Consider the following 24096-nt stretch of genomic DNA (forward strand, 5'->3'; position numbering starts at 1 on the left):
CATGCGCCGCTCACTCTCCTCAGCAGCTGAGCGCGTCGTAGGCGACCCGGTAGGTCTGCGAGCCTCCGCCGTCGGGCAAGGTACCCGTCACCGTGGCCGATCCGGCGTCCACCGACGGTGCACGCACCGCGAAGGACTGGTAGGCCGCCGTGCCGGGCGCGACGGATCCGCTCTCGCGCTCGCCGAAGGGCGTCGACAACCGGATGCCGACCGGTACCTCGTCGTCGTTCGTCGCACGCACCGCGACGTACGCCGTGCCGGCGAGGCAACGTGACTGCGCGGTCACCTCCAGCACGGGATCGTTCGCCGCCTGGACGTCCGCCTCGAAGTGGAGGACGCGCCCCTGCTCGACGGTCCAGGTGCTGCCGCCGTCGTTGCTGATCAGCGCCTGTCCGCCCGCGAGCGGCGTCGTGTCGCTGTAGGCGACGCCGTACGGCCGTGACGAGGTCGTGGAGACGACGATCGCGAAGCGGTCCCCCGCTTCGACCTCGAGAGCCTCGTCCAGGTCGAGCGTGACCCAGCGCGCTGCGTACGACATCTCCGACTGCGGGACGGAGAGCCGCTGGATCGCCTCCCCCTCGACGCCTTCACCGGTGATGCGGCGCAGCTCGAGGTCGAACGCTCCCGTCGGTGCGGGACGATCCCGCTGGAACCCCGTGAACCGGACGGCCGAGAGGGTGCCGGGCTCGTCGACGGTGAACGTCTGCGCCCGCTGCAGCCCGCCGGCGATGTCCCAGTGCGTGAGGAAGCCCTCGTCGCCCGACGAGATCTCACCGCGGTCGGGAAGCTCCGTGGCAGGACCCGTCGGGATCGTCACGTCGTACCTTGCGTCGCACTCGATCGGGGCGATGCGGCCCTGCTCGTCGAACTCCAGGGGCTGCCAGTAGTGCTTCGCCACCGCCTGGTTGCGCTGCCCGGCGGAGGACTTCTGGCCGTCCGACCAGACGTCGGACTGGTACAGGTACACGGTGCCGGAGGACGTCTCGATCGGGAGGACGTCCGTCGGCTGGCCGCCGCACGAGGTCGTCGTGAGGTTGGTGCCCGTGATGATCGTGCCGCCGCGGTCCCACTGGCTCAGCCCCTGCGAGAAGTCGTCCGTCAGGAGGACCGCTCCCGACGGGTCAGTCACCGTGACGTCGTGGACGGTGACGCGCTCGCCCGCCCTCTCGTCCTGCCGGAAGCCGACCCGACCGGAGAACGCGCTCGTCCTCGGCGTCGTGTCGACGACCTCGCCGTCGAGCAGCGTGGTGATGGTGTCGCCGACGGCCCGGATCTCGATCTCCAGGTTCTGGTCGACGGCGATCGGGTCGGGCGTCGCGACGATCTGGATGCCGCCGTCGGGCCTGATCTTCGTGAGGTTGCCGTCCGGCCCCGCCGCGTGGTCGTAGTTGCCGACGAGCCATTGGTAGCCACCGCCGAAGGCGATGCCGAACTGCGCGTAGTCCTCGTTCGCTGCCGGACGCGTGGTCACGTTCGCACGGACGATGACATCGCCCCAGTCGTCGCCGATCTTCGAGAGCCCGACGCCGCCACCCTCGATCTGCAGCGCGCCGTCGCGGACCTCCCAGGCGTCGGGGGTCGAGGTGCTACCGCGCCACGGCCCGAGCGGGCTGTCCGCGGTGACATAGCTGGTGCCCGTCGTCTGGTAACCGCGGTTCGGGTCGGAGTACGTGAGGTAGTAGGTGCCGTCACGCTCGAAGAGCGTCGGCGCCTCGGTCGACTGCAGGTTGAGCCGGGTCCAGTCGCCCGATCCCGAGCGGTAGTCGTCGTCGAGGCGCTCGACGAGGATGTCGCCGCCGCGGAGCCAGTCGGTGAACGCGAGAAAGGCCTGTCCGTCGTCGTCGACGAAGATCTGGTGGTCCCCGTAGTTCAGTCCGCCCTCCGCACCCTGGGGCGCGGCGAGCTCGGGCTCGTCGATCTCGCTGAACGGGCCGAGCGGGCTGTCGGAGACGAAGACGCGGTAGCCGGACACGTTGTCGTAGACGTTGAGCCACATGACGTACTCGTCGTTCTTCGCGTTGTAGGCGACGTGCGGCCGGAAGCAGCCGTAGGTCGTGCCTCCGCAGCGCTCCTGCCACACCTCGGTCGAGGCGTCGAACAGGTCGTCGTGCGGCGTCCAGGTCACCAGGTCGGGCGACGAGTACACGGCGACGCCGCAGAACGTCGACCCCTCGGCCTGCCACTGGAACCCACAGCCATACGTCGTGCCGTACAGGTAGTACGTGTCGCCGAACCGCAGGATCTGACCGTCGTGGGCGTCGAGCGCCTCCCCGTCGACGTCGAACCGGATGGTCCCGTCGCGAAAGCCGACCACGTCGCCGTCCTGGTCCCGGACCTCGTACCCGTCCTGGTCCCTGTTGACGAGCGTCACCGTCTGCTCGTCCGTGGGGAGCGGCGGCACCGCGGTGGCCGCGGGAACCGCCATGCCCGCGAGGGCGAGCGCCCCCACGGCGATCATCGCGGCAGCGCCGCTCAGACGCTGTCGAGCTCTGTTCACAACTCCTCCTTGAGTCGGTGGTTCCGGCCACGCGTACGTCGCCCGCCTGCGGGCTGCAGATCCCGGGGGCGGCGCAGTCGCGCCGCCCCCGGGTCGTCGTCAGCCGAGGAAGTCGGCGACGTTCTCGCTCGTGATGAGCGTCACGGGCTGGAAGACCTCGCGCTCCTCGGGGTTGTCGAACGCGATCTCCTCGCCGGCGACCGCCTGGCCCGCGAGGTCCACGGTCAGCTCGCCCATCGCCCGCGGGTCCTGGGCGACCGTGGCCGACATGCTGCCGCCGTCGATCGCGGTCAGCGCCTCCGCGTCGCCGTTGAAGCCCACGGTGACGACGTCGGACACCGGGTCGAGGCCCGAGTCCTTGATCGCGTTGGTGGCGGCGACACCCATCGGGTCGTTGCACGCGAAGACGCCCGCGACGTCCGGGTCCTTGGCGAGGGCGTCCTTCATGATCTTGTAGGCCTCCTCCGCCTTGGAGTTGCCGGAGAGCTCGGTCACGACGTCGTAGCCGCGCTTCTCGATCTCGTTCACGAACCCGACGTTGCGACGCGCCGCGTAGGTCGCCGACGGCTCGCACGTGATCGACACGACCTTCTTGGACCCGCCGTTCGCCTGGATCTGCTCGTCCATGAACGCCGCCGCCTGGGTGCCGCCGTCCTCGTTGTCGGAGATGACGATCGCGTCGTAGGGCACGCCGCCCCCACCGATGTCGTTGATGATGACGGGCACGTCGAGCTCCTGGGCCTTCGCCACGATCGGGCCGAGGGCGTCGGGCTTGAACGGGCTGATGATGAGGACGTCGACGCCCTTGTCGAGGAGCGCCTGGGCGCCGGTGACCATCTCGTTCTCGTCGCTCTTCTGGTCGTGGAGCTCGAAGGTCCAGCCCTGGGCCTCCGCGGCCTCGCGCGTCCCCTCCTCCATGTACTGGAAGAACTCGTACTGCATGTCGTAGACCGAGAACCCGACGGTGATCTCCTCGTCACCGGTCGTGGTGTCGCCGTCGGTGCCGCCTCCGCCGGTGTCACCCGTGGAGCAGCCGGCGAACGTGAGGGCGGCGGTCGTCGCGAGTGCCGCGGTCGCAACCCACTTCTTCGTGATCTTCATTGCGAGAGCCTTTCTGGGACCGAAGCACGCTGGTCGGGTACCTCGAGAGGGAGATGTGACAGGCAGGACGGCCAGGGCGGCCGGACTACGCCGCCTGGGGTTTCCGGAGGCCGAGCGACCTTCGGAAGACGTTGGAGCCCGCGTACCGCGTGCGCAGTCCGTCGATCGCCAGAGCGACGATGAGGACCGTGCCGAGCACGATGTTCTGGTACGACGCGTCGACACCGTGGGCGACGAGCACGTCGTTGAGGACGGTGACCAGGAGGACGGCGGAGAACGTCCCGACGAGGGACCCGCGTCCGCCCTGCAGGCTCGCGCCCCCGAGCACGGCCGCCGTGATGACGCTCAGCTCGAACCCGTCCTGCGCGGCGCCGTCCGCCGTCCAGACCCGGGTGATGTAGGTGAGCGTCGCGATGCCGACCGAGAGACCCACGACGGTGAACACCGCGAACCGGATGCGCACGGCCGAGACGCCGCTGAAGCGCGCCGCGACCGGCGACGAACCGAACGCCACGACCCGGCGACCGGTCGGCGTGCGACGCAGCAGCACGTAGGCGAGCGCGAAGACGACGACCATGAGCACGAACGGGAAGGGCACGAGCGCGAGGTTGAGGCTGCCGATCTGCGCGAACGGCGAGTCGACCTCCGTGTACGGCAGCGTCGCGGGTCCGGCCTGCGTCAGCAGGTAGGCGATGCCGCGGAACACGAACAGCATGCCGAGGGTCGCGACGAACGGCGGCACGCGCAGCGCCGTGACGAGGAAGCCGTTGACCATGCCGCACGCGGTGCCCGCCGCGATCGCCGCGACGACGGCAAGGCCGGTGCCGCCGACGCCGTAGGCGAAGAGCGTCAGCACGCTGACGAGCGCGAGCTGGCCGCCCACCGACAGGTCGAAGGCGCCGTTGATGATGAGGATCGTCATGGCGCACGCGACGATCCCGAGGTAGGCGCTCTCGCGCAGGATGGACTGCAGGTTGGAGATCGCGAGGAAGTCCGGCGTCGTCGCGACGGCGACGAGCACGAGCAGCACGAGCACGGACGTGATGCCCCAGGTGTCCCAGTACGACCCGAAGTCGAACCGACGACGTGTGCGCGACCGTTCGACGGCCGAGGCATCGGGTGCGGTGGTCAGGTCAGGGCTTGGCATCGAGGGCCTCCACGGGTGCCTTGCGGCGGATCGCCTGGATCGCGAGCGCGGCGACGAGCAGGAGTCCGACGCTGATGCGCTGGTAGGCAGGGGGGACGTTGAGCAGGTTCAGGCCGTTGCGGATCGTCTCGATGAGCAGGGCACCGACGACGGTGCCCATGATCGCGGCGCGGCCGCCGAGCAGGCTCGTCCCGCCGATGACGACGATCGTGATCGCGTCGAGCTCGAAGCCGAGGCCGAGCTGACCGGACCCCTTCTGCAGCTGGGCGGAGATGAGGATGCCCCAGATCGCACCCGCGACACCGATCATCACGTAGACGGCGAGACGGATGCGGTCGACGGGCAGGCCGGACAGGTGCGCCGCGTCCCGGTTGCTGCCGATCGCGGCGACGTGCCTGCCGAACCGTGTGCGGTACGTGACCCAGAGCATGACGGCGACGGCGATCACGGCGAGGAGGATCGGCATGGGGATGCCCAGCGGCCTGCCGGCCGCCATGTACTTCAGCGTGGCGTCGTTGACGATGACGTCGCGCCCGCCGGACAGAGCCGTCGCGGTGCCGCGCACGATCACCATGGTGGCGAGGGTCGCGATGAAGGGGGTGACTCCGAACCGCGTGATGACGAGGCCGTTGAGGAGGCCGACGAGCGCGCCGGTGACGAGACCGGCGAGCATCCCGACGGCTCCTGGGGCGCCGTCCGCGATGACCGTGCACGTGATCACGCCGGTCAGCGCCACCGTGGAACCGACCGAGAGGTCGAACTCGCCCATGGTGATGCACAGCGTCATCGCGAGGCCGGGGATGACGATGATGCTCGCGGCGACGAGCACGTTCTCGAGGTTCCCCAGCGTGAGGAAGCGGGACGTCGCGAACGACAGCGCGACCGCGACGAGGATCAGCGGGATGGTCAGCGGCGCGGACCGGAGCGCGTCGACGACGACGTCCACCGGAGTGCGTCGGGTCGGCGCGTCCGTGGAGCGGGGCCGGGTCGTGGTGCTCATGCCGCCACCCCGATCCGCAGGCCGGTCGTCGCGCACGCGATGACGTTCTCCTCGGTGCGGTCCTCGCCGTCGAGCCGGCCGACGACGCGCCCCTGGGACAGCACGACCACGCGGTCGCTCATGCCGAGCAGCTCCGGCAGGTCGCTCGAGACCATGAGCACGGCGACCCCGTTCTTCGTGAGCTCGCCGATGAGCTGGTGGATCTCGGCCTTCGCGCCGATGTCGACGCCGCGCGTCGGTTCGTTGAGCACGAGCAGGTCCCCGCCCGGCGCGAGCGCGCGGCCGAACAGCACCTTCTGCTGGTTGCCGCCGGAGAGCTGGCCGATGAGCTGGGCCGGGCTGCTGGCCTTGATGCGCATGCGGTCCCGGTAGGTGTCGTAGGTCTCGCGCTCCTTCGCGAACGACAGGAGCCGGGCGGCTCCGCGCATCCGGTCGAGGATGGTGATCGTGACGTTCTGCGCGACCGTGAGGTGCGGCAGGTTCCCCGCCGACTTGCGATCCTCGTGGAGGAACCCGACGCCGGCGCGCAGCGCGTCGGCGGGGCTGGCGGGTGCGTAGCGCTCGCCGTGCAGCGTCATGGTGCCGCCGCGGGTCGCGATCGCGCCGTACACGGCCTCGGTGAGCTCGGTCTGCCCGGCGCCCGCGACGCCGCCGATCCCGACCACCTCGCCGGCACGCACCTCGAGGCTGACCTCGCGCAGGATGCGCCCCGCCGACACGCGGTCGACGCCGAGCACGACCTCGCCCGGCGTCCCCGGCTCGCGCGAGAACACCGAGGAGACGTCACGGCCCACCATGTGGCGCACGAGCTCGTCCTCGGTGGTGCTCGCGATGTCGAGGGTCACGACGTGCTTGCCGTCGCGCAGCACGGTGGCGCGGTCCGCGATCTCGAAGACCTCCTCGAGGTGGTGGCTCACGTAGATGACGGAGCGGCCCTCGTCGCGCAGCCGGCGCACCACGTCGAGCAGCCGTGCCACCTCGCTGCGGGACAGTGCCGCCGTCGGCTCGTCCATGACGATGACCTGACCGTCCACGGAGAGTGCCTTCGCGATCTCGACGAGCTGCTGCTCCGAGACGGACAGATCACCGACCCGGGCGTCGGGGTCGATCTCCCAGTCGAGCATCGAGAAGACCCTGCGGCACTCCTCGCGCATGAGCCCGTACCGGATGCCACGGCTCGCCGCGACGATCGGCTCGCGACCGATGAACACGTTCTCCGCGACCGTGAGGTCGGGGAAGAGCGTGAACTCCTGGTAGATCACCGCGATGCCCGCATCGAGCGCGTCGTGCGGCTTCGCGGGCGAGTAGGGGTCACCGTCGAGGACGACCGTCCCGGCGGTCGGCGTGTTCACTCCGCCGAGGACCTTGAGGAGCGTGGACTTGCCTGCCCCGTTCTCCCCGACGAGGGCGTGAACCTCGCCACGGGCCACTGAGAATCCCACCTCGTCGAGCGCCCGAACCCCCGGGAACTCCACGGTGAGACCGGTGATCTCGAGCACCGGGTCGTGTTCCGACATCTGTGTCGTCGTTCCCTTCCGCACCATTGCGTCGGCCGTGCATGAATCGTTTCATGCTGCTTCGCTCGACTATAGGGGCGCCGTCCGCGACCCGTCAACACCGCGTCTTCTGGGTCGTCAGAGGATGCGCCCCGAGCAGCTCCCGCGTCTCCGATCTCGCCGCCCGCATGCACGGACGCGTTCGCGGCAACCGCCACAGCCCCAGGTGGTTGCCCAGATTCCCTGGGACGGACCGTCACTCGGCTGCGGAGACGCGGAGGGCGCGACCGGTCCTGCGACGATCCGCGAGGACGTCCAGGCCGGTCACGATGCCGAGGCTCGCGACCACCCACACGCCGAGCACGACGAGGCCGAGCACATAGCCGTCACCGTTGAAGTAGGACTCGCCGTACAGCGCTCGCGTCCCCACGCCCGCGGGCAGGATCTCCGAGAGCGGTCGCAGCCAGTCCGGGAGGAAGGCAGCGGGCAGCGTGCCGCCGCTCGTGGCGTTGCCGAGGATCAGGAGCACGAGCGAGGCCAGCAGGGTGCCCGCCGGGCCGCCGATGTGCATGAGCAGCACGGTTCCCGCCCCGACCGCCGCAGCGAGCATGACGGTGACCGACATGATCGAGAACAGGTTTCCCGGCAGCACGTCGAACCCGGTGCTGCCCGCGATGAGTGCGACCGCAGCCCCGGCGGCGATGGAGAAGATGCCGAGGCTGAGCAGGCGCCACCGCAGCTGGAGCTTGGGGGCCATCTGGGCCGAGATCAGGCCGAACAGGAAGCCGCCGAGCACGAGGCCGAAACCGGTGTAGAAGATCGCCAGGCCGCGCGTGTCTCCGCTGGCGGCCGGGACGACGTCCTGGCTCTCGAGAGTGGCGTGGGAATGCTGGGCGACCCCGCCGAAGATGCCTTGGAGAGTGCTGGTGACGCCGGGGCCGTTGGCACCGGCGTAGAGCAGCTGGGCCGTCGTCCCGTCCTCCGCCATGACGTAGGCACCGAAGATGTCGCGGTTCTCGATCGCCTCCTGGGCGTCGGCCGCGGAGTCGTAGGTGGTGAGCTCGACCGCTCCGGGGGCGCTCTCCTCCAGCCCGTGCTCGACCGCCTCCACCTGCTGCGTGGCGCCCACGATCCCGACCGACAGGTCATGAGGTTCCGGAGCATGGAACGCGGTGAGGAACACCGTGACGAACAGGATGCTGATCACGAGGCCGATGAGCGTCGGGTTCATGATCGACTTCCGGACGCTCGGCCCGCGGAACGGCGGCGTGGAGTCGACGAGGTGGTGGGGAGCCGGGCTCGGCTGAGGGCTGACGGGAGGCATGGATCGCCGACCTTTCTGGGGAGGGGAGTCGCGTCGGGAGCACGTGCGGCGGGTGATGGCGTTCCATGACGTCGGGCTTCAGCCGACGGTCGTAGGTGACGTCGAAGATCGACCGTAAAGCACGTTTACGTTTAGACTAGCACGCATGACGTCAGGCGGTCAGTCACAACCTTCCGAGCACCTCGAGCCCCAGGACGCGCAGATGCCGTTGGTGACCCTGCTGCGCGACGGGTTCCGCTGGTTCTCCGAACGCCTCAACGAAGAGGCGGCGGCACTGGGCGACGTCCGGCTCAGCACCTCGGCAGCGCTCGTCGTGTCCCAGCTGAACCAGGACGGCGTGCGATCCGCGGATCTCGCCCGGACGACCGGCATGACGAGGCAGCACCTGCACGGCGTCCTCCGCGAGCTGGACGCCAGCGGGATCATCACCGTCGAACCCGATCCCCGCTCGGGTCGTGACCGGCTCGTCAAGACCACGCCGGCGGGTGAACGACGCCGGCAGCGGGTGCACCAGACGATGCAACGCCTTGAGGGCGAGCTCGCCCAGGACATCGGCCAGGAGCAGGTCGGGCAGCTGCACTCGCTGCTCAGCCGCGCATGGGGACACGACGCGCGATCGGAGCAGACGTAGGAGCCGGTAGCCGGCCGACGGGGTGAGGCTCAGGCGCGTGGGCCCGCGCCGCGGAGCAGCGTGCCGATGACGCGGACGGCAACGTTTTCGGGGTCGGACCCGCCCACCTCGCCGCCCGGGGACTCCCCGATGAGAACGCAGTATTGCGGGCCGTGCCCGGGACGAGCAGCGCGGCCGGCGGTGCGCGGGACAGCGCTCGCGACAGCAGTTCCGGTCTTCGCAGTCGAAGACCTCGGGACACACCGAAGGCCGTCGACCAGGACGTTCATCCTGACCAACGGCCTTCAAGGAGTGGAGCTAGGGGGATTCGGACCCCCGACCTTCTCTTGGCGGGCCACTAGGCCCGGCACTCCCGAAGTCCGCTGCTCCATTCGCCTGCCGCCGAGGCCACTACCAGCAGAATCGGCACCTTCTCGGGGATCGGCGGCCTAACTCCACCAGCCTCACACCGCTCGACGACGTCAGTCAAACATGGGCGCTCGCCGAGCATTGCCCCGTGGAGGACGCGTGCCGTGTACGCCTCGCGTGGAACTCGCGTGGAACCACCGGCGAGTGCCATGCTCGCACCGACCATACTCGGTCGATCGGCCTGGCGTGGACGCAGTCGTCGCGGGTGTTCGTGGAGGGCGACGCCGGCAATCGAGGCGTCGCCAAGGGGGGCCGCGCACCGTGCAGAGCTCGCGAAGTCGACGCCGGCGACTCGGCTTACGGTCCTAACCGCGATAGCGAGCGCGTCGCCGTCACCAGACTCCAAGACGAGGTCGACCACGATGGCACGCGGGGACCGCGCGGCCACGAAGCGCCGGAGAATCCCTCGCCGAGAGAAGGCGCGCCTTGCATACGCGCCAGCCCGCAGATCGATGACGTCCCTGAGCATCCGCGCGCACTCGTCCTGGGTTTGCTCAACTGGACCGAGGTTGCGAGCAGCCCTGCTCCGTCTGCGAACGTCGCCTCCTAAGTGCCGCTCGGGCCAGCGGTTCGGCTCGCCAGAACCGCCCGCAACTGCACGTTCTCAAGTTCAAGTTCCTTCAATCGTACAGCCTCACCCGAAGGCGCGAAGTATCGCTCCAGGTAGGCGGAAAGCCCACCCTCGACAACGGCTTCCCAATGCTCAACGATTAGGGAGTCATAATAGTCGCGCGCAATTCTTCCTTCCCGAGACATTTCGACCATTGTGGGGAACTCGACAGGAGTGAACAATACGATTGGGCTCTCCCCCGCGATATCGCGCCCGCGGTTCAGGTGCTCAATCATCGGATTGAGGACGCCATCGATGAGGTAGTTGTGAATGTCCGGACGCAACTCAATCGCATTGCCGGAACCAAGCAGGACCGCCTCGCCCCTTCCATTGGTGAGCCACGAGGGGATCGAGCGGTACTCGACATTCAGCTTCAAGTACTCGCTCACGGCTCTGGTTGCCCAGCCCGCGCCAGCTTCAAAAAGGCAGAACTGACTAGCCACAAAGTTCTTGCTGGTCATATAGAAAACCAGACAATTGTCATCGGTGATGTTGCGCTTGACGAGTTCGCCCAGTGCGCGATCGTCCAGCAGAACCTCAGTCGTCCCGAGGCGCGACGTGAAGAAGATCTCCTCCGCTGTCGCTCCGCGTGCCCTTAGGAGCTCGTCGATGAAGGCAGCGAATGCCCGGTCCGTGCTGGCATGAGAGATGAAAACCCGATAAGACTGCTTCGGTGAGACATCACCTTGGATCTTGTTCGTGATCACCATCTGGAGTTCGTCACGAGTAGGTTGTGGAATCTCCTCGTGCAGATCGAGGTCGGCCCTGAGCTGCTCAGAAAAGTGCCGTTTGCTCGCCGTATCCCGCCGCTCCTTCTCCTCGGCGACCTCGGCAGCGATCCGTCCCGCCAGGTTCACACGACCCTGAATCAAACTACGGACAAGCGGCCGCACGAGCGCACGGAGCAGCGTCACCCGCTTGTCAGTCTCATCGAAATCTTGGCGGTTCGACGTGGCGATATCCGGGAGCGAATCGTCATCAAGCAAATCGAAGGAAATCTCACCCTCGATGTAGTTGGCGTAGGTGCCTGTGAGCCCGAGCTGAGAAAGCAGTCGATCGCTCGCGAGCTTCCCGCGTACATACACTCGGATCTGAGCCGGATTGTAGTACTTGTTCTTGGTAAAGCGGTCGTCGTTCTCCTGTGCAACCACGTTGTCGATCGTCGCGTGCACACCGATCCAGCCGGTAAGGGTAAAACGAACGCCCATATAAGTACGGCGAGTAAGATCGACGTCGCGTGCAACTTCTGCCCACGCCACATCCTCCTCCGGCTTTGCCACCATCGGCGAACACTCTGGAGTATGGGTGTACTTCCCGCCCGGTAGACCCTTGGCCGGGATCTTCAGTTCTGGAAGCGGAACCGCAAACTCCGGTGGCCGCACCGACGAGTCAGGGAAGTTCACAACGGCGCTCGAGAGATTCTTTAGCGCGACACTCTTCATGACTGGCACGTAGTTGGCAACCGCCTGGTCACTGCTCGTATGAACCCATAGCAGAATGCGCGGAGTCGAACTGACGGGTAGCAGGAACTGATTCGCAAGCCGAGTACCCAGGGCGCGAACGGCCTGCGGCCCGTACCCTGTTAGGTCAACTCCGAGCATCGTGAGTCTCGTTCCCGTGGTCAGGCCAGACCACAGGTTGTCATTCGGAGTCGTGGGCGTTTGCTCAACGGCCGCGAGACTCGGCCTCTCCTCGTCATTGACCTTTCCTTCGCGTGCATCCAACTGCCAAGTTGATGCGCCCTCCGTGTGACGGGTCGATAGGTAGAAGTGGGGTGAAAGAAACAGTGCGGCAAGTTTACCAATTCCCTTCCGGCCTTTCGGACGGGCATCGACGAGATCGCTGCGCACCTCGGCCCTACGCTTGTCGTGTCCAACTTTCACGTAGGTGTCGATGTCCGCCCGCGACATGCCACTGCCGTTGTCGATGACTTCAACGACTGCGTTCGACTTGTTCCGCGCGTCGATGTACACATAGACGTCGGCGGCTCCTGCGTCCAGTCCGTTAGCGACGAGCTCAGACAGCGCGCTCCAGGGGTTGGAGTAGAGTCCACGGCCCAGCAACTTCAGCGCGAGCCAACTGAAGGTGAACGACGCTTCGTCTTTCGCTGAGCCCATCGGATCTTCCTCCCACAGATCGATTGGGCGAGGCTCGCCCGTGCGTCAAACGGTACACGTCCACGCAGCACCCCGGGGTCGGCCGGACTCCGCGCCTGCATCGACCGGATGATTCTTCTGAGACACGGTCGCCGATGAGCCGCCATCGTGTGCACGCTTCCGTCCGCGGTCACAAGGCACCGACCCGTGTCAGTGCGTGTACTGGTGCGGCGCGCGGGTGCACAGCAGGAGATGCGAAGCCCGGGACATGGTGGTCCTTCTTTCCTAGGCGTTCCCGCGGTGCCTTGTCTCGATCGAACCGCATGCGCAGCGCCTGAGGGATCTAGATGCGGTCGCGCTGGTCATTCAGATCACGTGTAGCCCGGAGTCTGCTGCGCCCTACGCTAGAGCGTGCGCTCAGGGCCCCTGATTTTAGACACATTGAGTGAAGCACTTGAAGAGCTTGACCTTGTCGCGCTTTACACCGGAACACCTGCCATGTGAACCTCGGCCCGTTCTCTTGCTCGTGCGAGAAGCTCTGACGCTTTCGAGATTCGAGGGTCGTTCGTCGGCAGGAGATCAGCGTTTGCGTCGCTCATCAGCCAACCACGGATTGCATTTCCATGCGTTTCAGTAAATCGCGGAGGCACCGCCTCGCCAATCATCTCCCGGACACCCGTGTGGCCAAGGCGCTTGAAAGCAGTACCCCACTCGAAATCGGGCGGCAGGGTTTGGAGATGTGCGCATTCCAGCGGGCTGAGGACCCGATTCTCCGACGGATGGATGGTCTTGTCGCTTCCGATGCGACCGCTTGCGGTGGTCACCGTTGACGCGGGCGCATCGCTCTTCATGCGGGCGTAACTGCTATTCTTGAATCCTTTGATGAGACGCCATTCGCCCTCCATGTCCTTAACCACTGGGCGCAACAGCGGTGATCTGCAGATCTCGCATGTCGCCGCATCAGGGTCAACCGTGAGAGCATCACATCGTGAGCAGTTCTCATTTTGCCAGGCGCTCTTTCCGGAGTTCCCCGGGATCGATGCGATCATTCGATAACGTTCGGCACTCCAAACCGGCACCGAGTGCATTGGATTGCTAGGATCGGCTGCACTCTCCTTGCTTGATGCGTCCAGCGGGGGCGCAGCGAGTTCGGCAAGCGAATCGCTAATCGACGTGCGCGAGCCACCCCAATCAGGCGCGTGAGTGGGCTGTGGGAACGGGGCGAAGGCGTCCGCTCGCTCACTAGAGGACTCGTCTTTGCTAATGAGTGTCAAGAAGGATCGCTTGCGGGTTTGGGGCACACCCCAGTCCGCCAAGTCAGAAACCATCGCATAGGCCTGATATGTTTCGGCGAGTGCTTCTATGAGCAGAAGCGCCGCGCTAATCGGGCCACCTGTTGCCGGGTGAGGGACTGATCGCGTGAGGAACGCGGGTACGTTCTCGACGACAATTGCCCGTGGCCGGAGTTCCTTCGCGACCGCCTCGATCACGGTCACAAGGAGATTGCGGGGATCCTTCCCGCCTTTCTCTAGGTCATCGTGCCGCCCAAGGCCGCTTCGGGCGCTGCTCATTCCTTGACACGGTGGACACGCTGCGAGCAGGTCTGGCTGGCGTTCACCTTCGGCCTTTCGCCACTCACTGATTACGTCCGACCATGTCTCTCGGAGGTCGCCCGGGACGCCAACGGCGTTAGGGTGGTTGGCAAGCGCAACCTCGAGACGGTGCGGGTTCAGTTCGGCCATCACCCGGAAGTCGAAGCCAGCGGACCGATAGCCCACGTCTCCTGCTCCACAGTTCGAGAACAGACTCAGCGCCTTCAGGTGGGGCGTGGCGGCTTGCGCCGCGTCGTGGGCATCGTCTGCTGCACTTGCATCCATGTGGCAGAGCGTAGCTCCAGCGTGCGACAGCCAGTAGACAGGCTCGACGGCATGCGCGGGGTGAGTCCGTCGGTGGAGGAGTTGTAGGACGGTGTGCGCTCGCGAGAGGTCTCTCGCGAGCGCATCGTGCGGAGCTCGCGAAGGGTAGGTCGCGCAGGTGGACTATCGACTCGCCGCTGCCCTACGCGTGGTCTCTGGGGCCGGAGACCCTCCTCGGTCAAACACGAACTCGTGATGCCAGTCGAGGTAGTCGACGGCGACCGGTACTGACAACGCGGCGAGCGGCACGCTCCGACGAAGGCGTGGAGGCCCAAAGTAGAACGCCGCTGCGGAATTCGTGTTGATGGCGTTCTGCAGACGCCTGCCCAGCCGGACTGTCAGGTCTGACGAGGTCACATCGAGGGTCATGAGCCCTGCGTCGAAGGCCGCATCGTGCGGCGGACACGCGGCGACGCCGTTGGCGATGTCGAGGCGCTCGAACCCGCCTGAGTCCTTCCACGGTTTGATGTGTCCGGCGCGCAGCAGGGATGGCCGCGCACCGTCGCCGATCGTGAACCCGCAGAAGAGGCAGGCGTTGCCGCAGTTGTGAAGCACCCCGTACGCGAAGCGGCACTGCCCCATTCGGAGGTACTGCAGGAGGAACTTTTCCGTCACTCCCGAGGGTTGGTCAGGAGTTCGCGCGCGCCACGCGGGGATCTCCTTCTCCATGACCGCCTCGATCGAAGCGCTGTCCAGTTCGTCCTGGCCCATGAGGCGCAAGTCACCGCCGCCCTCGATTCTCAGGAAGTCTGGGAGATCAAGCGGGTCGATGCCCTGGGTCCGAGCGCCGGTCAGGACTCTTCGGTAGATCTCGCTCATGAGGTCTTGATCGACGGCCAGAGCGAGCCCGACCTCGAGGTCGTACTTCGCCCCCCGCGGTCGCCGTCCATCAAGGTTGTTCATCTTCGCGATGATGCTGCTCACTGGGCGCCGGAAGAGTCGCGCCAGCTCCGGTGCAGGCGCCCCGGCCTTGTGCATCGTGGAGCTCCCAAGGCGGGAGTACTCGACGATATGCATCGCCGCAGCGCACATGAGCGTCTCGATGGGCAGGAATACGGCCTGGCGCTGCCCATCGGTGAGTGGCGTGCGGGCCAAGACATGACGCCACTGCACCACCGCCTGGTCGACCGTGATCTCTAGGTAGTCGGTGACGCCCATGAGTCCATCCTCAGCGACAAGTTCAAGGTTTGTGCGCACCCCAGTCCTGATGCGCCACCAGCAAGGTCCAACTGGCCCAAGTGCGTCACCTCACGACTTCCCGGAACCGAGGAGCGGAGCCGCCACGCGACCCGGTCGGCGGATCAGGTTGAACGTGGAGTCCGTGAGCGGAGCGTCGTTCACGACCGTCAGCGCTGCCCTTCCTCGGATCGCGCTGATGCGCGGTGCCGCCCATAGCTCCAAGGGGTGAAGAAGCGCTAGGCGCTTCGCTCCGTTGCCGGAAGCCATGACGATGACGTCATCAAACTCCTCGACCGTGAACCCGAAGTCACGAGCAACGGCTCGTGCTGCACGAAGGTCGCGCGCTCGGTGCCTCGCCGGCTCAAGCGAGTAGCCCTCCAAGAGGTCCAACATGTCGACGGCGAGCCGCCAGTCGAGGAGCGGGTGCCAGCGGCTGTTCGAGTAGTCGCGGAGGCAGCGGTAGCAGGAGGAGTCGCAGGGGACTCCAGAGTTGTGCGTCTCCAGGTCGTTCGCCAGCTCACGTGCCTTGAGCAGGAGCGTCCCGAACTGGTCACCAAGTCGGCGAGCGTACCCGGCACCGTTCGCAAGGCTGTCCGCCATGAACAGTTCGGCGGTCACGGTAATGCCGTCACTGAGCGAGTTGATGCCGACTTCGATCTCGTCCGAGCCGACATCGAGCCATCGCACTGCGGCCGATTGGAGCAGGTAGCCGAGCGAGGCCCACGCCGCCCTGCCGACTGGCTCGCGCGGGTCGATGCGCAGCCCGTTTGGCAACTCGGCGAGCCCCACGGTCAGGACGTCCGTCCGGCGACGAGCCGCGAGCGCGACCGGTTCCATCGCGGCGTTCGGATCTCCCTGGCCCCAGAAGGACGCGGCCTTCGCACGGTCGCGGTCTGTGAGGAAGGTCGTCTCGATGAGTCCCGCCTCTGACACGATTCGCCCGTCGGGCAGCTTGTTGGAGGCGGGCGCGAACTGGTACATGCGGCCGTCGTTGTCGTTGACGACGACGACTTCGGCGTTCGCCGATCGCAGCACGGCATTCTTGACCGCGGGGAGGGTCTCGGCCTCAGTGACCGATAGGCGGGGTTGTCCGGCTCGCGCGGTCGGCTCCGAAAGCTGCTCGTACCTTCTGTGTCGGAAGCTCGTCCTGTAGCCGATCGGATGGGCGAGTTCGACGACCGCGTACTCGGGGTCGCTCGCACCGCAGATGGGGCATGTCTCTGTCGTGCCGTCGCTGACGGACACACATGCCTTGCAGAGGCCCGCACTCCGTCGCTCCCCGAGAGGCTCGGCGCCTTGAGCCCACGAACCGTCGATCCGCTGGTAGAAGTCGACGACGCCGACCGCGGTGTGGATGGCCTTGTCCTTGACGAGCTCGGATCCGGGTGCGAACTCCGAGACCGCGATGGAGCTGTCGCGGTCCAGCGTGGATGCGTCCCTCCTCGGCGCTGGGCGGCGCGTGTAGAGCGTCCTGACTTGGGTTGGGAAGCCGAACATCGGCAGCAGACCTGCCTCTGCAAGGGCCTGCGAGAGTTCGCTGCTTCGGCTCGAATCAGCGACCCGCGTGATCTCGGCGGCGAGGTCGGTGGTCGCGTAGGCGATCAACCGCTCACGCTCGCCAGCTGGAAGCTGCGTGTTCCGCGTGAGGTTGGTTGCGGCGTCAGCGATGTCACGACGGTGAGCGCTGAACCACTCGTCGATTGTGCCCCGAAGCGCCCCGTTCTCGAGCCAGCCGTCGCGTGAGCCGAACTGGCCGTGAACGGAACGGCCGGGCTCAAAGCCCTCTACGGTGGTGGCGGCATTGAACGCGTGAGTCAGGATGTCCGCGACAAGAGCTCGACGCATGATCGGAGCGCTCGACGTGTCGAGGAACGGCTGCGGCGGCCGGTCGCCCGTGATCGCCTCGGGATGAGCGAAGTAGTGCTCGTCGTGGCTTCGAGCGCCTCGACAGACGGTCAGTGCGAGCGCGAGGTGCTCGGAGCGCCGGCCCGCACGGCCCACTCGCTGCTGGTAGTTGAACCTCTGGGGCGGCATGTTCGCCATGACGACGCCCTTCAGCGCTCCGATGTCGACACCGGCCTCCATCGTCGTCGTCACAGAGAGCACGTCGACCTGATCTGCCAGTGGCACTTCCGACTCGTCCAGGAAGACCTTCTGGAAGCGCGCTTGGCGGGCCTGAGCGTCCAGCAGGTCCGTTTGGCCAGACAGCTCCTCGCAGTGGAGGCGCGAGAGTCCGCCGGCCTCGGTCGCGAGCCATCGGTAGTAGTCGTCCGCGACACCCGCTTCCAGCGACTCGCTTACGAGTTCCCCGCCACAGGAGACGCAGTAGCCGGCGCTCGCATGGAGATGCCGACTCCGGCAGGCATTGCAGCGCCAGACCTCGGCATCGGCTACGTGACGCAGACGGACCTGTTCGGGCTTGAGCAGGAAGCCCGAGGGCACACCCACCTTGAGGCGTGCGCCGACGAGGTCGAGCAGGGCATCGCCGTCACCGTCGCCATGCTTCTGGGCAACCCTCTTGGCGTACGCACGTACCTCTCCGGGCCAGTTCGTCTTGGCGTCTGTGGAGATCGACGTGATGCGACGACGCCGCAGCATGAGGCGCAGGAACGACGACACAAACTCGTCCGCGACCCCTTCCGGCAGGGCGGCGAGAGTGATCGGTTCGGCCGGAACCGTGTATGCCAGACCGAGCGACTCGACGTCGCGGTCGCCGCCGGCGAACGCGGTTCGGACAATCTGCCTGCTCAGCTCCTCACGGATGCCGCCGAGGAGCTTCTTCGCGGGAGCGTCGAGCGCGGCTTCGTCGGCACGCGGCGGGGTCACGTTCCATCTGAAGCAGCCCGTCCAGGGCTGCCCGCTGTCGGCGCCAGGGTTTCCCGTGCTCTGGAGAAGTGCGTCCGGGCCGGCAGGGTTGACGCCGAGCCTGAGGAGACGGGGCTCGATTGCGCCGGCGAGGTCCACAAGCGTCGGGGTCCCCCCGAGGTGCTGCTCGACGCGCTCGATGGCCGCGAGGTCGCCGCCGTCGAGGGGGATGCCGTAGGTGCGCTTCATCAGCGCGGTAACGCCTTGAGAATCCCTGCCCTGGAGGTCGGCGAGCGCCGACGTCGCCTCGGGAGAGTTGTCCTTCTTCGCGATCGCGGCCTCGATGAGTTCGAGCCGCTGGCTTCCGCCGGTCAGTTCGTCGAGAACGAGCGCCCTGATGAGGTCGAGGTAGTGTGCGAGCTCGAGGTTGGCGGCGACACGAGCCGCTCCCTGCCTGCTGTCGGAGAAGACGACGAGGCTCGAGTCGAGGAGACGCCTGATCGCTCCCGTGAGGACCTGGTTCGCGCGGTCGAAACCGACACCTTGCGTCCGGATCGGTGACCGCGAGCGTTCGCGGCTCTCCGGCCCCAGGTCCTTGAGCCAGTCCAGCTCTCTGTCGTCACCGCACGACGGGCACTGCGTCGGGAAGCCGGGCATGCGATCGGCCGCGTCGGGGACTCCCTCCGTGGTTACCCGGAATCGCAGACCGGTCTTCCTGCCGAGCGCGCTGATCTTCCCGGTGCCCGGACTGAGGTTGACCTGGGTGAAGTCCATCTTGAACTTCGGTCGCGCGGGATCCGGATCGAGCTGCTTGCCGAGTCGGCTCCAGTCGCCCGCGACCGACGTCCTGTCTGTCGGCCAGTAGACGCGGTAGTTTCCCGCGTTGCGATCGTTCTTGGGTCGGTCCGGGAGCGACTCCAGATCAGTGGCCGATGCGAGAAGGTACTCCTTCTTTCCCTCCTTCACGGCGAAGCCGCCCAGCATCGACTCACCACATGACTCGCAGTACAGCAGTTCGAGAACCCGAGAGCCGCACTCGCAGGTGAACCGAGGTGCCGCGTAGATCTTCCCGATCCGGCGCTCGGCCGACCGATACTCGGCGGCGACGGCGCTGCAGTCGGGGTCCGAGCAGGCCCAGAGTCCCTGGATCGTGCGGAACATGAGATGGGCGCGGAGACGAGCCGCCGGGTTCTTCTCTGCCCCGAGCCGCTGGGTGAGGCGGTCGAACGCGAGCGCGGCGCCGTCTGCACCGACCGACGGGAAGAGCTGCTGAGCTATGGCGTCAACCGCTCGCGGACGGAAATCACCGTCCACTGTCATGGCCGACTCGATCGCCTGGCGGACCCTCTCGCCTTCAGGAAGTGAAGCGGTGGACCAGGCATCAGCGAGCAGGGTTGCGCCGAACTCGTCAAGGTCGATCTTCGAGTAGGTGCGCTCAGGTTCCTTGATGAAGGCAAAGCCGTCCGCCGGACGCGCGAAGAACTCAGAGAGGAAGGCTCGACCGGGCGCGTCGTCGCCGATCGACGCTGACGTCGCGACGATCGAGAGCTGCTTGGGCCGTGTGTCGAGTCCGAGACGCCTGAACAGCCGGCGCAAGAGGAGGGCGACTTCGGTACCGGCGGTCCCGCGGTACATGTGCAACTCGTCGACGACGAGCGTGAAGACGTTGTGGGGAGACGCCTCGATCCACTGGCGAGTTTTCTCAAAGATCGATGCTTCGTCGTCGCGCCCGAGTGCGATCGAGAGCATCGAGTAGTTGGTGATCAGGATGTCGGGTGGCGTCTCCTGCATGTCCCACCTGCTGCGCATCTCTCCACCCGTGAGGGACGGCAGGAAGTAGCGGGCTTCTTCATCCACCTCGTCTCGGCTCAGCCGCTCAAGGAGGGAGGTATGCCGAGCGTCCGCCTGGCGGAGGATCTCTCGCAGCCGGTCGACCCTTTCAGGCTTCGCCGCGACTCGCGTGCCAGCGACCGGCGTCCTCCCCGTGTAGCGGCCGAAGAAGAACGGCTCGCCCTTCGTCTCTCGCGCATACCACTCGTGGGCGGCATCCGAGTCCAGGGCTTGACGGAGTCGGACGAGCTGGTCCTCCACCAAGGCGTTCATCGGGTAGAGCACGAGGCTCCGGACGGCGGCCGGGCGACCGCTTCGGTTCTCGCGCTGTGGTTGGAATGGCCGTCTGGCAGCCCACCATGTCGAGTCGGTCCGAGAACGCTCGGACCAGGAGCTCGCCTCCTTGACCAGGCGTGCGATCACCGGCAGAAGGAACGACTCCGTCTTGCCCGATCCAGTCCCAGTGCCAACCACGACGTCGCGCCCGGCCATGGAGGCGCTGAGTGCTTCGGCCTGATGCTTGTACGGATGAGCGTGCGGAAGGATCCCCGAACGGATGAGATCGGTCGCGTTCGGGACCTCCGCTACGTCGAGGACATCGGCCAGCGTCTCGGTCGATGACTCGTAACTAGGCATCAGCTCGACGTACGGGGTGGTCAGCGCGACGCCGTCGCGGCGGAGCAGGCTCTCTCGCTCGGCGCTGATTGCCCGGTCGCGCAGGCTGTAGGCGGTGTTGTAGAACCGTAGGAACGCCTCTCGTAGTGACGCGTACGCGCCTTCGACCGTCAAAGGCGTGTCGGTCATGCGCACTCTCCATCTGTCGAGTTCTGAAGGTCTTGGCCCAGCAGTTGGGCGACTCGGCTCGCTGCCGTGGGCCCGACATTTTCGTATACGTAGTACACGTCTCCCTGGCCACCCAGAGCGCGCTTTGTCGGCTGGAAGCCCGTACGCAACACCAGGGAGCGTTTCACGAGGTGTGGCAGTTCGAGCGCAACCGGAGCAAAGAGCAGCCGCTTGCCCTGGTTGTGCTTGAGGTGAGTCCGTCGGTTCTCGCGTACCTCGTCCATCCACTTGCCCGTGGCGACATCGGGCAGCAACACCAGGTCGCTCATCAACTTCGGGCGCCAGGCGTGGATCTTCGTCCCGTAGGTGGTTCGGTACTGGTACAGCCCGGGTGCGGCATCGTCACTGGCGTCGCGCCACGTGTAGGACGTCCGCAGGCCGTGGTCGCGCCGCCACACGCTGAACCGACTGGACGGTGAGATGGTGAGCGTCGTGCCGTACTGCACGATCTGTTCAGGCGCCGGGAGAGCTTCGAGCAGGCCGTCAGCAGGCTTTACGTCGCACGCCTCGATACCCAGAGCCTCCAGGCCCTCCGCGATACGCCCCATGGCACCCGGCTGCGGCGCCAGGTAGAGCGTCGTCGGACCAAGCGGCCGGTGTGTTCGCGGATCGGTCTGGGTTCGGCGGAACGGTAGGAAGAGTTGTGCCGCGCGAGCGACCGCCTCGTCATCGTCCGCCGACGAGAAGAGGCGCCTAAGAGCGCCAGTCGGGCGGGCCCCCGTCAACAGGTAGATGCCGTCGGCGCTGGGGAGCCCGACGAGCGCGGCGGGCGCTACGTGCACCGCCTGGTTCGTGAAGTCTCGCTCGATGTGACCCAGGACGCGAAGTCTTTCCAGGGCCAAGCGCCACTCGTGTGCGAGGTCGTCCCCGCCCGTGTAGTGGCAGATCCACTCCCACGTGCTGGCGAATCGTTTCGCGCTGCACTTCGAATTCTCCAGCGTCGAAAGCCACATCAGCGCGACGTCGTAGGGGTTCTTGTGGTCGTATCCTCGTTCTCTCGGCACGACGTCGAGCCGTACGTCCACTGTGACCACGGGCGCCGGCTTAGGTCGAGCGACACCGGTGCTCTTGAGCCCACCAGCGAGTGCCCGCGTCAGGACCTCGCTGCGACGCTTCTCCGCGGGGGCGCCTCTCCACGTCCACTCACGTCCGACGAGAGTCGCAACGAGGTCCTGGCGCTGCTGGAACCGCGAGTTGGCGAACGGCTGGGGTACTCCGCGCTCCACGCGACTCTTGAGCGGTTCACCATCCAGCAACGGCAACAACCGAGGGATCTCCACGGCTTCGATGAGGCCTCTCGACGAGACCGTCAAGAAGAACGCCGGACGGACAATCGGAAATGCCGACTCGTCCAAGCTTGCGACCACGCGCCGGTGCGTCCCGCGCACGGCCCGTCGTACATCCAGGTTCCAGGTCTTCATGCCAGCACGGTCCAACCAGCGCTCGCGTGGGGGCGACGTGAGTTCGAACAACCCGCCCTCGTCGTCGAGCACGAGCGCGGTGGATTTCTCTCGCACCTCCGCGACGATCGTCGGTGCAGGGTCTTGCCCACCACGGAGCATCGCTCCCGCAAGAGTCACTGAGGAAGCATCCTGCCCGTTCAGGTTGGTCGCAGTCGGAACGCCAGATATGTCCCAGCCAAAGCCGGATGCGACGACGCGCCGGCGCGACGGCGCGACGGTCTCGTAGTTGATGCGCTCGCCCGACACAGTGTCAGCGACAACATGCACCCCGGCACGGAGGCGATATGTAGCGAGCTCGCGTCCGTCGGACGTGCCATCGACCTGGATGCTCTCGTCTAGCGTCGCTGAGTGCCGCTCAGGTATCAGTACCTGTGGCTCGTAGCCGACGATGTACCGCGCTTGGGCCAACCGAAGGCCACCGCGCAGCTCCATGCCGATCGGCGCCGGGGGTGCGAGCACGCCCAAGCCGAGCGCCTGAAGTGCTGGGCCGATCTCGCGTGCGGAGACATCATGGAACCAGGACCAGCCATCGGCCGGACCGGGTTCGGCTGCACTGCGAGCAACGCCGAGTTCGGCGGCGACCGCCCTGACGTGCTGGTTGGCGACGAGAACGTCGTAGTGGGTCGCGGAGGCGTTCCCACGGACCTCGAGCATTCCCTCGAGCAGGGGCTCGTCGCGGAACGCGTACGCCTGCGCTGGGTTGATACGTAGCGTGAGCCCGGATCTCAGCGGGACCTTTGTTCCGTCGGCGAGAAGCGTGGACGAGTTCGTCGGCGCGCGGACGATGCGGTACGACTCGCTTGGCCCGATGGTCTCGGGCCCGTCCCCCAAGTCGACAGGAGCGTCGGTGACGCGTGCGTCGACCTCGATCGCAAGGCCGAGATAGTCTTCGTCCGGCTCGTAGTAGAGCAGCCCCTGGACGGAGCGTCCGATTGCGGTCCGCGAGAGTTCTCGACCCGCAGCAAAGCGCTGCACTTCGTCGTCAAGGACTTCCGCGAGGATCTCCCGCGCCTCCGGGTTGTCGAACCGCGCACGGAAATGCCGCACACGGTCGCCGCCGCGGTACGAGAGCCACGCCCAGAAGTCGCTGACACGCCGATGGGGGTCGACATCGGTGACCTGCGCGGCGCGAACGGTGCTGAGGTAGTCGTCGATCAGGTACCGGTCCCGTAGCCGAACGAGCCCCTGACTCCTTGCCCAGCCCTGGTTCGTGTATCGCGACGTGGGGGCGGCGCTTGCGAGCCCGAGGTGCGAGCCAGCGCCTTCGAGCCACTCGTTCCAGATCTTCCAGAGAGCGGGCACATGGAGGTCGTACTCAGGTGGCATCCCGCCATCGATGGGGATCCCGAGCAGCTCGTTCTGTCGGGGGTAGACGCTCGAGACGTGCCCCAGTGGCATCTCGGTGACCGCCAGAACCGTCATGGCGAGCGCAGCGACGATCGGCGGGTCGCCGAGCCAGCCACTCGCCCTCCAGCGGAGGGCGTCCAGGTACGCCCGCTCGAACGGCTGACGACCACACGCATCTCGGAACGCCCGCGAGAAGTCCTCCACGGCCACCGCTGCGTCGAGGCCCGAGACCGTCGCTAACGTCTCGCGGTCGACGTACAGGTAGAGGCGGCGCTGTGGTCTCGCGTCAGCCTTGACGCGGTCCAGCAATGCCTTGTTCCAAGCGTGTAGATCCACTGAGCAGGTACTCCTTTGTTCCTGCTGCAACGTACAACGAGGCGCCGACACGACCCACGGCGGCGGC

At 66.6% G+C, this 24096-nt stretch carries 12 protein-coding genes; 1 reads left to right on the plus strand and 11 read right to left on the minus strand.

Features of this window, described 5'->3' with window-relative positions; genetic code table 11:
• Positions 1–19: 19 nt before the first annotated feature.
• The 6 genes from AC4H2H_RS09675 to AC4H2H_RS09700 all read right to left on the minus strand — a co-directional run bounded on the left by AC4H2H_RS09675 (position 20) and on the right by AC4H2H_RS09700 (position 8565).
• Complete coding sequence (locus AC4H2H_RS09675) at positions 20–2497, minus strand: family 43 glycosylhydrolase (protein ID WP_494370598.1); 2478 nt, start codon at positions 2495–2497, stop codon at positions 20–22.
• Positions 2498–2596: 99 nt separating this feature from the next.
• Entirely contained in the window at positions 2597–3598 is a 1002-nt protein-coding gene (locus AC4H2H_RS09680; RefSeq protein ID WP_494370599.1) for a substrate-binding domain-containing protein, read from the minus strand.
• 85 nt (positions 3599–3683) lie between these two features.
• Positions 3684–4745: an ABC transporter permease gene (locus AC4H2H_RS09685; protein WP_494370600.1), complete on the minus strand. Its 1062-nt coding sequence runs from the start codon at positions 4743–4745 to the stop codon at positions 3684–3686.
• The gene (locus tag AC4H2H_RS09690) at positions 4732–5745 is read right to left on the minus strand and encodes an ABC transporter permease (RefSeq protein ID WP_494370601.1); all 1014 of its coding nucleotides are present in this window, start codon (positions 5743–5745) and stop codon (positions 4732–4734) included. Before AC4H2H_RS09690 ends, AC4H2H_RS09685 begins: the two co-directional genes overlap by 14 nt.
• Complete coding sequence (locus tag AC4H2H_RS09695; RefSeq protein ID WP_494370602.1) at positions 5742–7262, minus strand: sugar ABC transporter ATP-binding protein; 1521 nt, start codon at positions 7260–7262, stop codon at positions 5742–5744. The genes AC4H2H_RS09690 and AC4H2H_RS09695 overlap by 4 nt, the downstream gene beginning before the upstream one ends.
• Positions 7263–7497: 235 nt before the next feature.
• The gene (locus AC4H2H_RS09700; RefSeq protein WP_494370603.1) at positions 7498–8565 is read right to left on the minus strand and encodes a hypothetical protein; all 1068 of its coding nucleotides are present in this window, start codon (positions 8563–8565) and stop codon (positions 7498–7500) included.
• 145 nt (positions 8566–8710) lie between these two features.
• On the opposite strand from AC4H2H_RS09700, the gene AC4H2H_RS09705 reads away from it, so the two are divergent.
• Positions 8711–9196 carry a MarR family winged helix-turn-helix transcriptional regulator gene (locus tag AC4H2H_RS09705; protein WP_494370604.1) on the plus strand — a complete coding sequence of 162 codons (486 nt, stop codon included), beginning with the start codon at positions 8711–8713 and terminating at the stop codon, positions 9194–9196.
• A 954-nt stretch (positions 9197–10150) separates the two neighbouring features.
• Here the strand turns inward: AC4H2H_RS09705 and AC4H2H_RS09710 are convergent.
• From AC4H2H_RS09710 to AC4H2H_RS09730, 5 genes are all read right to left on the minus strand, one after another.
• Positions 10151–12331 (minus strand): ATP-binding protein, encoded by a 2181-nt coding sequence (locus AC4H2H_RS09710; RefSeq protein ID WP_494370605.1) that lies wholly within the window; start codon positions 12329–12331, stop codon positions 10151–10153.
• A 458-nt stretch (positions 12332–12789) separates the two neighbouring features.
• A complete protein-coding gene (locus tag AC4H2H_RS09715; RefSeq protein WP_494370606.1) occupies positions 12790–14187 on the minus strand; it encodes a DNA cytosine methyltransferase in 1398 nt (465 codons plus the stop codon).
• A 162-nt stretch (positions 14188–14349) separates the two neighbouring features.
• Positions 14350–15384, minus strand: a complete 1035-nt coding sequence (locus tag AC4H2H_RS09720; RefSeq protein WP_494370607.1) for an HNH endonuclease — start codon at positions 15382–15384, stop codon at positions 14350–14352.
• Positions 15385–15474: 90 nt separating this feature from the next.
• Positions 15475–20844: a DEAD/DEAH box helicase gene (locus AC4H2H_RS09725; protein ID WP_494370608.1), complete on the minus strand. Its 5370-nt coding sequence runs from the start codon at positions 20842–20844 to the stop codon at positions 15475–15477.
• Positions 20841–24029 (minus strand): hypothetical protein, encoded by a 3189-nt coding sequence (locus AC4H2H_RS09730; RefSeq protein ID WP_494370609.1) that lies wholly within the window; start codon positions 24027–24029, stop codon positions 20841–20843. Before AC4H2H_RS09730 ends, AC4H2H_RS09725 begins: the two co-directional genes overlap by 4 nt.
• Between the last annotated feature and the right edge of the window lie 67 nt (positions 24030–24096).

Source organism: Cellulosimicrobium sp. BMG9.22, from assembly GCF_059159975.1.